Annotated in this window: 12 protein-coding genes; 8 read left to right on the forward strand and 4 right to left on the reverse strand. The window is 39.1% G+C overall.

Annotation, left to right across the window (positions count from 1 at the left end; all coding sequences use genetic code 11):
* The first annotated feature begins 27 nt into the window (after window positions 1–27).
* On the forward strand, window positions 28–504 hold the full coding sequence (locus CWD91_RS02895) for an acyl-CoA thioesterase (protein ID WP_103439425.1): 477 nt from the start codon (window positions 28–30) through the stop codon (window positions 502–504).
* Here the strand turns inward: CWD91_RS02895 and CWD91_RS02900 are convergent.
* Both CWD91_RS02900 and CWD91_RS02905 read right to left on the reverse strand, forming a co-directional pair.
* Window positions 488–1,381, reverse strand: coding sequence for a DMT family transporter (locus CWD91_RS02900; protein WP_103439426.1), 894 nt, complete (start codon window positions 1,379–1,381; stop codon window positions 488–490). The genes CWD91_RS02895 and CWD91_RS02900 overlap by 17 nt on opposite strands.
* Window positions 1,378–1,731 (reverse strand): arsenate reductase family protein, encoded by a 354-nt coding sequence (locus CWD91_RS02905; RefSeq protein WP_103439427.1) that lies wholly within the window; start codon window positions 1,729–1,731, stop codon window positions 1,378–1,380. The genes CWD91_RS02900 and CWD91_RS02905 overlap by 4 nt, the downstream gene beginning before the upstream one ends.
* 113 nt (window positions 1,732–1,844) lie before the next feature.
* Between CWD91_RS02905 and CWD91_RS02910 the strand changes: the two genes are divergently transcribed.
* The gene (locus CWD91_RS02910) at window positions 1,845–2,309 is read left to right on the forward strand and encodes a DinB family protein (protein WP_103439428.1); all 465 of its coding nucleotides are present in this window, start codon (window positions 1,845–1,847) and stop codon (window positions 2,307–2,309) included.
* Here the strand turns inward: CWD91_RS02910 and CWD91_RS02915 are convergent.
* Window positions 2,306–3,049, reverse strand: a complete 744-nt coding sequence (locus CWD91_RS02915) for a DUF3298 and DUF4163 domain-containing protein (protein ID WP_103439429.1) — start codon at window positions 3,047–3,049, stop codon at window positions 2,306–2,308. The genes CWD91_RS02910 and CWD91_RS02915 overlap by 4 nt on opposite strands.
* Window positions 3,050–3,138: 89 nt before the next feature.
* Here CWD91_RS02915 and CWD91_RS02920 point away from each other — a divergent pair, with 89 nt between their 5' ends.
* From CWD91_RS02920 to CWD91_RS02935, 4 genes are all read left to right on the forward strand, one after another.
* Complete coding sequence (locus tag CWD91_RS02920) at window positions 3,139–4,293, forward strand: cystathionine gamma-synthase (RefSeq protein WP_103439430.1); 1,155 nt, start codon at window positions 3,139–3,141, stop codon at window positions 4,291–4,293.
* Window positions 4,294–4,397: 104 nt separating this feature from the next.
* Complete coding sequence (gene gdhA, locus CWD91_RS02925) at window positions 4,398–5,741, forward strand: NADP-specific glutamate dehydrogenase (protein ID WP_103439431.1); 1,344 nt, start codon at window positions 4,398–4,400, stop codon at window positions 5,739–5,741.
* A 135-nt stretch (window positions 5,742–5,876) separates the two neighbouring features.
* Window positions 5,877–6,596, forward strand: a complete 720-nt coding sequence (gene recO / locus CWD91_RS02930) for a DNA repair protein RecO (RefSeq protein WP_103439432.1) — start codon at window positions 5,877–5,879, stop codon at window positions 6,594–6,596.
* A complete protein-coding gene (locus tag CWD91_RS02935; protein WP_103439433.1) occupies window positions 6,580–9,006 on the forward strand; it encodes a TonB-dependent receptor in 2,427 nt (808 codons plus the stop codon). Before recO ends, CWD91_RS02935 begins: the two co-directional genes overlap by 17 nt.
* A 61-nt stretch (window positions 9,007–9,067) precedes the next feature.
* On the opposite strand, the gene CWD91_RS02940 is transcribed toward CWD91_RS02935, so the two are convergent.
* Window positions 9,068–9,421 carry a hypothetical protein gene (locus CWD91_RS02940; RefSeq protein ID WP_103439434.1) on the reverse strand — a complete coding sequence of 118 codons (354 nt, stop codon included), beginning with the start codon at window positions 9,419–9,421 and terminating at the stop codon, window positions 9,068–9,070.
* 292 nt (window positions 9,422–9,713) lie between these two features.
* On the opposite strand from CWD91_RS02940, the gene CWD91_RS02945 reads away from it, so the two are divergent.
* Together CWD91_RS02945 and ileS are read left to right on the forward strand one after the other, a co-directional pair.
* Entirely contained in the window at window positions 9,714–10,661 is a 948-nt protein-coding gene (locus CWD91_RS02945) for a DUF4382 domain-containing protein (RefSeq protein WP_103439435.1), read from the forward strand.
* Window positions 10,662–10,786: 125 nt separating this feature from the next.
* Entirely contained in the window at window positions 10,787–14,188 is a 3,402-nt protein-coding gene (gene ileS / locus CWD91_RS02950; protein ID WP_103439436.1) for an isoleucine--tRNA ligase, read from the forward strand.

The raw sequence follows: 14,188 nt of genomic DNA on the forward strand, positions 1-14,188 counted from the left end.
TAATTTCAAAAGTACAAAAATAAAAGAATGTATATAAAAGAATTTGAAATTCGCTGGAGCGACGTGGATGCCAATCGTCATATGGCTAATTCAGCCTATTTAAATTTCATGAGCCATACAAGGATGTCCTTCTTATTGGAACTTGGATTTAACCAAAAGACCATGTCACAGAACAATATTGGACCAGTGGTTTTCCATGAACATGTCTATTATTTTAAGGAAGCCTTTTTAGGAAAGCCTGTAAAGGTTTCCTTGGATCTGGTGGGTTTGAGTGCTGATGGTATGTTCTTTGAATTTCATCATAATTTTTACGATGGAAATGGAAAAAATTTTGCCCACTGTCAGATTATGGGAGCATGGATCGATCTTAAGAAAAGAAGTTTGACAGGTTTAGGAACGGAGTTGTTGGAGGCCTTTAACAAGGTTCCGAAGGGAGACGGGTTTAAAGTACTTACCAAGGAGGATACCCGTAAGTTTTCTGTACGCCCTAAGGACTTGGCCTAACTTGTTTACTTACCAGGTACACCCCGATCAATACCAAAACTATTGCAAGTAATTTAATTAAAGTTAGGTTGTCTTTTCCAGCAGCAATGGCAAAGATGATGCCTATCAATGGTTGTAGGTACATAAAAACACCTACGGTAGAAGCTTTTAATTGGGTCAAGGCAAAAACATTGAACAAATAGGTTAAAAAGGTTGTCCCAACGATTACAAAGGCGATGGCTCCAATAGCTTCCACAGGAAGCTGGCCCCATTGTATCTCCGTAAATTCGGAATATGTTATTGGAAGTGTTATGATAAGCCCTATTCCGAACATCCATTTCATGAGGGTAAAGGGATGATATTTTTCCAGTAATTTCTTTACCAAAATAAGGTATAGTCCGTAGGAAGTGGCATTGACAATAAATAGCAGGTTTCCCAAAGGTATATTGGTGGCATCCTGTCTAATTTCAGCCCCGAATAAAATCAAAGCCAATGCCCCTACTAGACCCAAGAAAACACCAATGCCCCTCTGAACGGTAATTTTTTCCTTGATAAACAGTGCTGATAAAACTACAACTAGAATGGGTGTAATGGTGATGAGCACGGCGCTATTTATAGGCGTGGAAAGGTCTAAGCCTTTAAAGAACGATAGCATATTGATGCCCATACCGAAGAAGGCACACACAAACAATCTGCCCCAATCCCGTCGTTCCAATTTTTCCTTAGGGCCAAAAAATGAAATTCCCCAAAAGAGCAATGTCGCCCCAAAAAGCCTAAGGAAAATAAATCCGAAGGGTTTAACAAAGGTAGGCATAACACCCTTGGCGATAGTGTGGTTTATGCCGTATATGGTAGTGGCCCCCAAGGCAGCCAAGATGGCCAGGGTTCGTCTGCTCACGAATTCAATTTTGCTTTGGCGGCAGCCACAACAGCTTTGCTATTACCAACAAAAATATGATCGTCGATGAGGATAACCGGTCGTTTCAAAAAGGTATAATGTTCTAGAATTAACGCTTTAAAGTCGGATTCCGTTAAGTTTTGTTCCTTCAGATTTCGCTCTTTATAAAGTCGGGCACGCTTGCTGAACAAGCTCTCATAACCTCCGGACAAATTAGCCATATTTTCCAATTGTTCCGGTGTAATGGCTTCGGTTTTTATGTCTTGAAGTGTAAAATCGTTGAGGGGTTCCAATTCTTTCAAAATCCTTTGGCAGGTATCACAAGTACTCAGGTGAAATATCTTTTTCATTTTTGTAAATCTGTTCCTCTGTATATTATTTAGACTACAAAGAAACCCAATTACATTGAATTGTACTATTTTTAGCGACAATTGTAAAAATTAATAACAGAAAACATACAGCCTTGGAAAACGCATTCAACATTACCCTGCAGAACAGGAAAATACTTTATAAATTTTTAAAAGAAACTCCAAAAGAGTTATTGCTGCAAATTCCTAATGGATTCCGTAACAACATATGGTGGAATATTGCACATGTGGTGGTTACCCAACAACTTTTGATCTACAAGCTTAGCGGGCAACCTATGCGTTTGGATGATGCCCTGGTAGAAAAGTTTAAAAAGGGTACCGTGCCCGATGGCACAGCAACTGATGAAGAATTGCAACTAGTGGAAGAATTATTATTGCCTACCATAACATGGATGCAGGAAGACTATGAGAAAGGAATATTTATAGGGTATAATGAATACACAACCAGCGCAAACGTTACATTAAGCACGGTTGAAGATGCCGTTATGTTCAATATTTTTCATGAAGGTATACACCTTGGATCTATTTTAGCACTTTTAAAGGTTGTGGCTAAAGATTAAGATGGAACTTTAATTTTTAAATAGGGTTTTATTTCCTCCAATGACAATGTTAATGTTATTGGGCCGTCCGCATATGAGGCCACCTCATACTGCTCATAGAGCAGTTGTAAGCCTTCCTGTGTAAAACCAATATTTTGGGGAAGGTAAAATTCGTCGTTCTCAAACATAAAGCCTGTGGCATTGACCGATCCTGTGGCCGGAATCTTTTCTTGCTCCCTAAATTTGCCCTCAGCAAAATTTTGAAATTCCAAGGGATCCTTAAACATTTCCAAAGTTTCCAATTCCAACCCTTTTGCCTTGTCAAAATTTAAGAATCGGGTCGAGGAAAAACCATGGGCCCCACCTGTAAAGGAGTAGGAATTAATTTGAACCGTCAATATATTTTTGTCTTCATAGGTCACTTTTCCTTCAATATCCGCTTCCCATCCCACCGGTTCATCAGGATAGATTTTTTTTAATTCCAAATATCCATTTTTAAAAGATAAAATGGCCTCTTCAATGTTGGTAGCCTCAATTTCATCATCGTATATAAGCATGGCAATCACCTCTTCTTGGAGTGAGTTATTTATAGTAGCGCTTATTGGACTTTCATCCAATGCCTTAGGAATACGGATACTTGCCTTTGGGCAATTGCTGCAATTTTCTGAAGTAAATTCAATGGGTTCAAAGGTAATCCGTTCGTCATTTTTACAATTCCATAAAAATAAAACGATAAATATAAGGGTCAATTTAATCTTCATAAAAGCAGTGTTATTAGTACGGTGTAAAGCTACAAGATCATTGTAATCCCCGAAAGATAAAGGTACATTTGTGTATAGATATTTACATCATGGGTAAAAAAGAATTAAAATTCAATAGCAAAACTATTCATGGAGGACAGTTCCCGGACGAGGCATATGGAGCGGTAATGCCCCCGATCTACCAAACTTCGACTTACGCTCAGAGTACACCAGGAGGTCATAAGGGGTATGAGTATTCCAGAAGTGCCAATCCAACGAGGACGGCCTTGGAGAATTCCTTGGCCAGTATTGAAAATGGAAAATATGGTTTGGCTTTTGGCAGTGGATTGGCGGCCATTGATGCTGTAATTAAGCTATTGAATCCAGGGGACGAGGTTATTTCTACAAGTGATCTTTATGGAGGTAGCTATCGTATTTTTAAGAAGATATTTGAAAAATACGGTATCGTTTTCCACTTTGTTGGAATGCAGGATACCAATGAAATAAGCAAATACATTAATCTAAGGACCAAACTAATTTGGGTAGAGACCCCTACCAACCCAATGATGAATATCATTGATATAAAAAAGGTTTCCCAACTAGCCAAAGAACATAAAATACTTTTGGCGGTGGACAATACCTTTGCAACGCCGTATTTACAGCTTCCATTAGATTTGGGCGCCGACATTGTAATGCATTCAGCCACTAAATACCTAGGTGGGCATAGCGATGTAGTCTTAGGGGCCTTGGTTGTAAAAGATAAGGCCCTGGCGGACGAATTGTATTTTATACAAAATGCAAGCGGTGCCATTTGTGGGCCAATGGATAGCTTTTTGGTACTAAGAGGAATAAAAACCCTGCATGTAAGGATGCAACGCCATTGCGAAAATGGCAAGGCAGTGGCCGAATTCTTGGCAAATCACCCGAAAATTGAAAAAGTATATTGGCCAGGATTTCCAACTCACCCCAATTATGAAGTAGCAAAAGGTCAAATGAAAGATTTTGGAGGAATGATTTCCTTTGTCCCAAAGGGGAGTAATTATGACGATGCCATAAAAATTGTTGAAAAATTACAAATTTTTACACTTGCCGAATCCTTAGGGGGAGTAGAGAGTTTGGCAGGTCATCCGGCGAGCATGACCCATGCCAGTATACCTAAGAAAGAAAGGGAAAAAAGTGGGGTAGTAGATGCTTTAATAAGACTTAGTGTAGGTATTGAGGATAAGGATGATTTAATTGATGACCTGCGACAGGCTATTGAATAAATAATTTATCAAATTTTTAAAAAAATAGGGTTTAAATTATAGAAATAATATAATTTTGCCTTCAAACTCAATATTTATCAACAATTAGCAATTAATCAGATTTTATGGAAGACAAAATAGATGCCTTTATGGAGGAGGTAAAAGGTCGCAATAGCCACGAGCCAGAATTCATACAAGCTGTGCAAGAAGTAGCAGAAACAGTTATACCCTACATTAGTAATCATCAGATTTATAATGGAAAGAATATTTTATTAAGGATGGTGGAACCGGAAAGGTTAATTTCATTTAGGGTTTCATGGGTGGATGATGATGGTGAAATACATGTAAACAGGGGTTATAGAATTCAAATGAATTCGGCTATTGGCCCATATAAGGGAGGACTTAGGTTCCATCCTACCGTAAACGCAAGTGTTTTAAAATTCTTGGCTTTTGAACAGGTTTTTAAAAATAGCTTAACCACGCTGCCAATGGGCGGTGGAAAGGGAGGGTCAGATTTTGATCCGAAAGGAAAATCGGATGATGAGGTAATGCGTTTTTGCCATGCCTTTATGACGGAACTTTGTAGGCACATTGGACCCAACACGGACGTACCTGCCGGCGATATTGGCGTTGGCGCAAGAGAGATAGGTTTTCTGTTCGGGATGTATAAAAAAATCAGAAATGAGTTTACCGGGGTGTTAACCGGTAAAGGTCTTTCATGGGGTGGGTCTAAAATAAGACCCGAGGCTACAGGTTATGGCACCGTATACTTCGCCCAAAGCATGTTGCAATCCAAAAAGAAGGATGTTAAGGGTAAAACCGTCGTAATCTCAGGTTCTGGAAACGTGGCGCAATATGCTGCCGAAAAAGTAATCCAATTGGGAGGAAAAGTAGTTACGCTTTCCGATTCCAGTGGCTATATTTACGATAAGGCAGGTATTGATGCGGAAAGGCTGGCCTTCGTAATGGATATTAAAAACAATAAGCGGGGAAGAATATCAGATTATATTAAAAAGTATAAATCTGCGGAATTCCACGAAGGTAAGACACCTTGGAATGTTCCCTGTGAAATCGCCTTACCTTGCGCCACACAAAATGAGTTGGACGGCAAAGATGCCAAGATGTTGCTAAAAAATGGTTGTATTTGTGTTGCCGAAGGAGCTAATATGCCTTCTACCCCAGAAGCAATTCACGCTTTCCACGAAGCAAAAATACTATTCGCCCCGGGAAAGGCATCCAATGCAGGGGGTGTGGCCACTTCTGGTTTGGAAATGTCACAGAATTCACTTCGTATAAGTTGGACTAGGGAAGAGGTAGATGAGCGATTGCAAAAAATAATGAAGGATATTCATGATTCTTGCATAGAATATGGAATGGACGAAGATGGCTATTGCAATTATGTAAAAGGTGCAAATATTGCCGGTTTCGTTAAAGTTGCTGATGCCATGTTGGCACAGGGAGTTATATAACGTTTTACAAGTCGGTATTAACTCCTGGAATCTTAACAGGATAGATTGGATTTTAAAGCAGTTTCCGAGACCCGTAAGGTTTTTAAAGCCTTACGGGTCTCTTTGTACTATCTTTGTTCCAAGATTTAGATCAGAATGCAGGTTACCACTAAAGCCATTGTTTTAACGTCAATTAAATATGGGGATACCAGTTTAATCGTTAAAATATTTACCTTATCGGACGGAATAAAATCTTATCTGTTGAGAGGCGTACTTGCCTCAAAAAAGGGGAAGCTAAAAACGGCCTATTTTCAGCCTTTGCTACAATTGGATTTGGTAGCCTCCCATAAGAACAAGGGAACCTTGGAAAGGGTTATTGAAGCTAGGGTTTGTTATCACTATCAGACCCTGCACACCGATATTTCCAAAAATGCCATTACTTTTTTTTTGGCAGAAATGCTGGGCAACAGCATACATGAGGAAGAGCGCAATGAAGGCCTGTTCAACTTTATTGAGGCTTCCCTGCAGTGGTTGGACACCCACGATGAATTTGCTAATTTTCACCTCTACTTTTTATTGTCCTTGACCAAGTATTTTGGGTTTTATCCGGACACCAATAATAAGGATTTATTATACTTTGATCTTTTGGAAGGGGAGTTTGTAAAAAGCCCATCCCTAAATCCCATCCTTAGCGGGGAGAATTTAAAATACTTTAAGGCGCTTTTGGGCATAAATTTTGATACCATACATACTATTAAACTTAACAAAAAGAACCGTCAGGAGCTCTTAAAATCCCTTGTCCTTTATTTTGAATTACATTTGCAGGGATTTAGAAAACCAAAGTCATTGGCAGTTTTAAATGAAGTTTTTAGCTAATATGCAAAAGATAGTTTTCATAATTGTTCTCTTTTTATATCAGGGGCTAATGGGACAGGATATTGTTATTTTGGACGAGGTGGATCATCAACCAATTCCCAATGTAATAGTTTACAATTGGGATAAATCCAAGACAACCCTTTCCGACTTTGATGGCAAATGTGACCTTTCCAAATTTGATCGTGGCGAACGGATTACTTTTACTCACATTGGTTACCAAAATTATAGAAGTACAAAGGCTCATGTACTAAGAAAAGGAAAACTCTATTTGGTATTGAATGCCGAGCAGTTGGATGAAGTAGTGATGTCCATTTCGAAGTGGGAACAACAGAAAAAGGATATACCTCAGAAAATAGCGCTAATAAACGCCAAAACTATCGATTTCACTGCTCCTCAAACTTCGGCTGATCTACTTGAAAACAGTGGAAAAGTATTTGTGCAGAAAAGCCAACTTGGAGGCGGAAGCCCAATGATCAGGGGATTTGCGACAAATAGACTTTTGCTTTCCGTTGATGGGGTTCGCATGAACAATGCTATATTTAGGGGGGGTAACATACAAAATGTAATTTCCATTGATCCCTTTTCAATTAAAAGTACAGAAGTAATTTTTGGGCCTGGTTCTGTAATCTATGGTTCCGATGCCATAGGTGGAGTTATGAATTTTTATACTTTTAATCCACAATTTTCCAAGACGGATAGTTTATATTTTTCCGGCAAGGCAAACTATAGGTATTCCTCAGCTAATAACGAGAATACCTTTCATTTCGATTTCAATTTGGGCAAAAAGGAATGGGCTTTTTTGAGCAGTGTAACCTATAACGACTTTGACGATCTTAAAATGGGTTCCCATGGTCCTACATCCTACTTAAGAAATAATTATGTGGTAAGGGAGAACGGACAGGATGAGCTTCGGAAAAATAAAAATTCCCAAAAACAGCTGCCCACAGGATATGATCAAATTAATTTAATGCAAAAAGTGGTTTTTAAACCGAATAATAATTGGAATATTAACTTAAGTGCCTATTATTCCGAAACCTCTGATTACTCCAGATATGACAGACTTATCAGGCCATCCAGTGACGGTCTTGGCCTACGCTCTGCGGAGTGGTTTTATGGGCCTCAAAAATGGTTCATGGGGAACCTTCAATTTTATAAAAATGGTAAGGGAAAATTTTATGATGGGCTAAAAATATCTACCGCTTATCAATATTTTGAGGAAAGTAGGAACGACAGGGGTTTTCAGAACCCCATAAGGTATATGACCAAGGAGAATGTAGATGCTATTTCCACGAACATCGATTTTGAAAACAAACGTATAGGAAATCTTAGACTTTACTATGGAGCGGAGTACGTAATTAATAAAATTGGCTCCAGTGGAAATCAGTTGAACGTAGAGACCCTTGATTTGTCGCCTTCAGCATCAAGATATCCTGACAATTCTACTTGGCAGACCCTTGCAGGCTATATAAGCGGTGAGTTAAGGGCCAAGCCCAACTTTACGTTCTTATCTGGACTGCGTTACAGTCATGTATGGATTGATGCCGTTTTTGACCAGACTTATTATGCCTTCCCTTTTAATGATGCCGATCTAAGCACAGGGGCATTAACCGGGAGTATAGGCTTTAGTTGGTTTCCAAAAGCGGATTTGCAGGTGACTTTCAATGGGTCTACCGGGTTTAGAGCCCCAAATATTGATGATGTAGGTAAGATATTTGATTCCGAACCGGGGTCTGTGGTCGTTCCAAATCCCAAATTGGAACCCGAATATGCCTATAATTTAGATGTGGGAATCCAGAAAAATTTCAATGATAAATTAATGCTAAAGGGAGCTACCTTTTATACTTATTTGGTAGATGCCCTGGTCCGAAGGGATTTTCAATTTAATGGAAACAATGAAATAGATTATAACGGCGAGTTAAGTAAAGTCCAAGCCATACAGAACGCGGCTAAAGCTTATGTATACGGTTTTGAATTTGGATTGGATGCCTTTTTAACGGAAAGCCTTTCAGTGAATTCGAATCTTACCCTTACCAAAGGTATAGAGGAAGAGCAGGATGGCACGGATACTTCTGGTAGACATGTGGCTCCCACCTTTGGGGATTTTCATATAATATGGAAGATTCAAAAATTGAAAACCGACCTCTTTGTCAACTTTAATGGAGAAATCAGCTATGATGACATGGCAATGTCAGAAAAAACCAAGGACTATATATATGCGGTCGATCCAAATGGTTCTCCCTACTCACCGTCATGGTACACTTTAAACCTTCGTTCACAATATCAATTTTCGCAGGCTTTAAAGGTTACTGTAAATCTTGAAAATATTACCGATCAGAGGTATCGTTCCTATTCTTCCGGAATCGTTGCCCCAGGAATTAATTTGGTTTTGGGATTGGGATATACCTTTTAAATAAATAAAAGCTCGGTATTTTAATACCGAGCTTAAGTTTAAAGGTAAATAGGAATATCCATTATTCCTCGATTTCCTCTTTTACTTCCTTGGCAGCAGCCTTAGTTTTGTCAGCAGCCTTATTAGCGGCATCTTTTACGTCGTCACTAACTTTCTTGGCGGCGTCCCCTGCCTTATCCAAAGCTTCGGAACCAGCTTCTTTCATATCCTCGCCCATTTCTTTGGCGGCATCCATGGCTTTGGTTGCAACTCCTTTGGCATCCTCACCAACTTTTTTCATATCCTCACCCACATCTTTTAACGCTTCATTTGTTTCTTCCATAGCATCCTTGGCTTCATCCTTGGTCTCTCTACAGGAAATAAATGAAATGCTCAGGGCAATCATCAAAATAGAACTTAAAATTAATTTTTTCATGTGCTTAGTTTTTAGAGTTCAAATAGCTCGTGACATATATACGATAGAATTGGTGTTTCAGCCTATATGGGAGCTATAGGGAAATTAGGAGAAGGGATAAATTGTAATAGCTAAATATTGGGATTTTCAGAATTTCTGATGTCAAAACCGTAAATAAAATGTAAGAAAATTAATCATTTAGACTTCTGTGAATCAGGAGTCTAAATGGAAATGGATTTTTACTGTATTTTTTTTTGGTAGGGTAATAGTGGCCTTAAGTGTTATATAGGCAAATGTTTAAAACTAAATTATTATGAAGAATTATTTAAAGATTTCAGGATTTGCTTTAATAGCGTTGGTAGGGATGATGTCATGTGATAAAAACGATGATTCTGCAATGGAGGGGGAATCGTATAATACAACTTTTGAAGTCACGGATGCACCCATAGATAACGCTGAAGTAGAGGCTGTTTTTGTTACCATTGCCAATGTTTCGGTAGACGGAAAGTCATTGGAAGGTTTTAATGCAACAACTATAAACTTAGCGGCATTGGTCAATGGTAAGACAGAAGCTTTAGGCAACTTGGACTTGCAGGCTAAATCGTATACAAGTATCGTTTTCGAATTGGATTTTGATAAGGATGTGAATGGTGATGCCCCAGGTTGTTACGTGGAAAAGGCTAACGGAGAAAAAGATGCCTTGGTTGCCTCATCCAACAAAATTACTGTAAATGATTCCTTTGAGGTGCTGGCAAATGCCACCAATGTTATCGTAGTGGATTTTGACCTTAGAAAAACCATTAAGGAAGAGAAGGACGGATTGTCAAGTGACTTTAATTTTGTAACCATGGGCGAGCTTTCGACAGGGATTAGAACTGTAAATGCAGAATTGACAGGCAAAATTTCAGGAAGTGTGAACGACGCTAACAACACGTCAGACAAGATTATTGTTTACGCCTATGAAAAAGGTACTTTCAATGCCGATGTTGAAACCAAGGGAAAAGGGGACAGTGGAGTAACTTTTGCCAATGCAGTAACCAGTGCGGAAGCAAAAGGTCTTAACGGTTCCTATAGTTTGGATTTCTTGGAAGAAGGGGAGTACGAATTAATTTTTGCTTCTTATAAGGAAGGTGAGGGTAATGGCTTTTCTTTCAACGCTTTGTTGAATGTGGAGTCGACCACAGGGATTAATTTGGATGCTATCACGATAAGTTCGACCATCCAAATAAGTGCAAATGTTACCGTAACCGGGACAAAATAATTTGATCTATTAATATAAATTATAAAAAGCCCCTTTTCGAGGGGCTTTTTGCTTGTAACAGAATCATTTTACGCTAAAAATCATTAGTTTTGCAAACTTAAAATGTAGCATTAGAAGCTGTTATTATGAAGTTTGCAGAATACAAGGGTTTAGATTTACCGAAAGTTGCGGAGGAGGTATTACACTATTGGAAAGAGAACAATGTTTTTGAGAAAAGTGTAAGCAGTAGGGAAGGCAAAGATAGTTTTGTTTTTTACGAAGGACCACCTTCAGCAAATGGATTGCCTGGTATTCACCATGTAATGGCACGAACCATAAAAGATATTTTTCCGCGCTATAAGACCATGAAAGGTTTTCAAGTGAAGCGCAAGGCCGGATGGGATACCCATGGACTTCCAATAGAGTTGGGGGTTGAAAAGGAATTGGGTATCACTAAAGAAGATATTGGCACCAAAATATCCGTTGAAGAATACAACGCTGCCTGTAAGAAGGCGGTAATGCGGTATACCGATGTTTGGAACGCCATGACCGAAAGAGTTGGCTATTGGGTAGACATGGAGGATCCCTATATTACCTACAAATCCAAGTATATGGAATCTGTTTGGTGGTTACTTAAACAGATATATGAAAAGGGGCTTATTTATAAGGGGTATACCATTCAACCCTATTCCCCAAAGGCGGGTACTGGATTAAGTTCCCACGAGCTAAATCAGCCGGGCACCTATCAAGATGTTACGGATACTACTGTAGTGGCTCAGTTTAAGACCATTAAAGAAACGCTTCCACAAAATTTTGGGGACGCCAAAGGTGATGTGTTCTTTCTGGCATGGACGACGACTCCATGGACATTACCATCGAATACAGCACTTACTGTGGGTTCCAAGATCGAATATGTTCTTGTAAAAACCTTCAATCAATATACTTTTGAACCAATGCACGTTGTGCTTGCCAAATCCTTGGTGGGAAAACAATTTAGCGGTAAGTTTTTTGAAGTGGAAAGTGATACCGATTTTGAGAATTATACTTCCACGGACAAGAAAATTCCTTATCAAATTATTACCAGCACAAAAGGACAGGACCTGGTAGGGGTTAAATATGAACAACTACTTAATTATGTACTTCCGTACCAAAATCCAGAAAATGCCTTTAGGATCATAACAGGTGATTTTGTTACCACAGAAGATGGTACCGGTATTGTACATACCGCACCTACTTTTGGGGCAGATGATGCCTTGGTGGCAAAATTGGCGGAACCTGAAATACCACCCATGTTGGTTATGGATGAAAATAACAATCCAGTTCCTTTGGTAGATCTTCAGGGGAGATTTAGACCCGAAATGGGAGAGTTTGCCGGTAAATATGTAAAGAACGAGTACTACGACGATGGTGAGGCTCCGGAGCGGTCGGTGGATGTAGAGATTGCCATTAAGCTGAAAGAAGAAAACAGGGCCTTTAAGGTGGAAAAATACGTTCACAGTTATCCTAACTGCTGGCGAACGGATAAGCCTATACTTTATTACCCCTTGGACTCCTGGTTTATTAAGGTTACCGATGTAAAAGATAGGATGTTCCAATTAAATCAATCAATCAATTGGAAACCTAAAGCTACTGGGGAAGGAAGATTTGGCAATTGGTTGGCAAATGCCAATGATTGGAATCTTTCACGCTCACGTTATTGGGGAATTCCGTTGCCTATATGGCGCACTGATGATGGTAAGGAAGAGCTGATGATAGGTTCTGTTGCCGAACTAAAGGAGGAAATGAAAAAGGCGGTGTCTGCAGGAGTTTTGGAGGATGATATCTTTGATGAATTTGTTGTAGGCGATATGACTGAGGGCAATTACGATAAAATAGACCTACACAAGAATATCGTAGATCAAATAATTTTGGTGTCTGCCTCTGGAAAACCAATGAGGAGGGAAAGCGATTTGATAGATGTTTGGTTCGATAGTGGTTCTATGCCCTATGCCCAATGGCACTACCCTTTTGAGAATAAGGATTTAATTGATGAAGGAAAGACTTTCCCCGCCGATTTTATAGCCGAAGGTGTAGATCAAACCCGAGGTTGGTTTTATACATTGCATGCCATATCCACTATGGTATTCGATTCAGTTGCCTATAAAAATGTAGTTTCCAATGGTCTGGTATTGGATAAGGAAGGTAAGAAAATGTCCAAACGCCTTGGCAATGCGGCAGATCCTTTTGAAACTATGGATGAATTTGGGGCCGATGCCACTCGTTGGTATATGATATCCAACGCAAACCCATGGGACAATCTCAAGTTTGATCTAGAGGGCATTGCAGAGGTAAAAAGAAAGTTTTTTGGTACCTTGTACAACACCTATTCATTTTTTGCGCTGTATACCAATATAGATGGCTTTAATTATAGCGAAGATGAAATACCATTAAATGAAAGACCGGAAATAGATCAATGGATTTTATCCGAACTACATTCCTTGATCAAAGTTGTGGATGAGGCATATGGTGAATATGAACCCACTAGGGCCACTAGGGCCATATCGGATTATGTTCAGGAGAACCTTAGTAATTGGTATGTGCGGTTGAGTAGAAGGCGTTTCTGGAAAGGTGACTATCAAAAAGATAAAATATCGGCCTACCAAACGCTGTATACTTGTTTAACCACTGTGGCAAAACTTTCCGCACCGGTTGCGCCATTTTATATGGATAGATTATACAAAGATTTAACGATTACAACGCAGAAAGAGCCTTTTGAAAGTGTACATTTGGCCGATTTTCCCATATATGATGCCTCATTGGTAAATAGGGAATTGGAAAGTAAAATGGCAAAGGCCCAGACCATATCATCCTTGGTCTTGTCCATTCGCCAGAAGGAGAAGATCAAAGTGCGCCAACCATTGCAAAAAATTATGATTCCGGTATTGGACCATAGACAAAGGTTGGAAATTGAAGCTGTTGCCGATTTGATAAAGTCCGAAGTGAACGTGAAGGAGATAGAATTGTTGGATGACGCTTCTGGAATTTTGGTAAAACAAATTAAGCCAAATTTTAAAACCTTGGGGCCAAAGTTTGGAAAGGATATGAAGTTGATTGCCAGTGCCATAGCCCAGTTAAATCAGGATGATATCCAAAAAATTGAACAGGAAAGCGAAATTTTACTCCATTTTGATAATAAAAGTATTACTTTACAGTTACAGGATGTAGAAGTTTCCTCTCAAGATATAGAAGGTTGGTTGGTAGCAAGTTCAGGACCACTTACGGTAGCCCTGGATATTTCTATCAATGAGGATCTAAGAAAGGAAGGTATTGCTAGGGAACTAGTCAATAGAATTCAAAACCTGAGAAAGGAATCAGGATTTGAAGTGACAGATAAAATAGATATTAAATTATTGAAAAATGGATTTGTCCAGGAAGCGGTAGAAAGTAATATTGCATATATTAAAACCGAAACCTTGGCAGCAGAACTTAACTTTGAAGAGAGCTTGGATATGGGAATAGAAATAGCTTTCGATGAAGTTAATACCAGATTGTTTATAGTAAAACACTAA

Source organism: Arenibacter hampyeongensis (assembly GCF_002909255.1).
Lineage (GTDB): Bacteria > Bacteroidota > Bacteroidia > Flavobacteriales > Flavobacteriaceae > Arenibacter > Arenibacter hampyeongensis.

What these genes read in the sequence shown, in the direction of transcription:
- CWD91_RS02915 (WP_103439429.1), bottom strand. Translation starts at nt 3,049, where the DNA reads ATGAAGATTAAATTGACCCTTATATTTATCGTTTTATTTTTATGGAAT.
- gdhA (WP_103439431.1), top strand. Translation starts at nt 4,398, where the DNA reads ATGGAAGACAAAATAGATGCCTTTATGGAGGAGGTAAAAGGTCGCAAT.
- recO (WP_103439432.1), top strand. Translation starts at nt 5,877, where the DNA reads ATGCAGGTTACCACTAAAGCCATTGTTTTAACGTCAATTAAATATGGG.
- CWD91_RS02940 (WP_103439434.1), bottom strand. Translation starts at nt 9,421, where the DNA reads ATGAAAAAATTAATTTTAAGTTCTATTTTGATGATTGCCCTGAGCATT.
- CWD91_RS02920 (WP_103439430.1), top strand. Translation starts at nt 3,139, where the DNA reads ATGGGTAAAAAAGAATTAAAATTCAATAGCAAAACTATTCATGGAGGA.
- ileS (WP_103439436.1), top strand. Translation starts at nt 10,787, where the DNA reads ATGAAGTTTGCAGAATACAAGGGTTTAGATTTACCGAAAGTTGCGGAG.
- CWD91_RS02895 (WP_103439425.1), top strand. Translation starts at nt 28, where the DNA reads ATGTATATAAAAGAATTTGAAATTCGCTGGAGCGACGTGGATGCCAAT.
- CWD91_RS02945 (WP_103439435.1), top strand. Translation starts at nt 9,714, where the DNA reads ATGAAGAATTATTTAAAGATTTCAGGATTTGCTTTAATAGCGTTGGTA.
- CWD91_RS02935 (WP_103439433.1), top strand. Translation starts at nt 6,580, where the DNA reads ATGAAGTTTTTAGCTAATATGCAAAAGATAGTTTTCATAATTGTTCTC.
- CWD91_RS02905 (WP_103439427.1), bottom strand. Translation starts at nt 1,731, where the DNA reads ATGAAAAAGATATTTCACCTGAGTACTTGTGATACCTGCCAAAGGATT.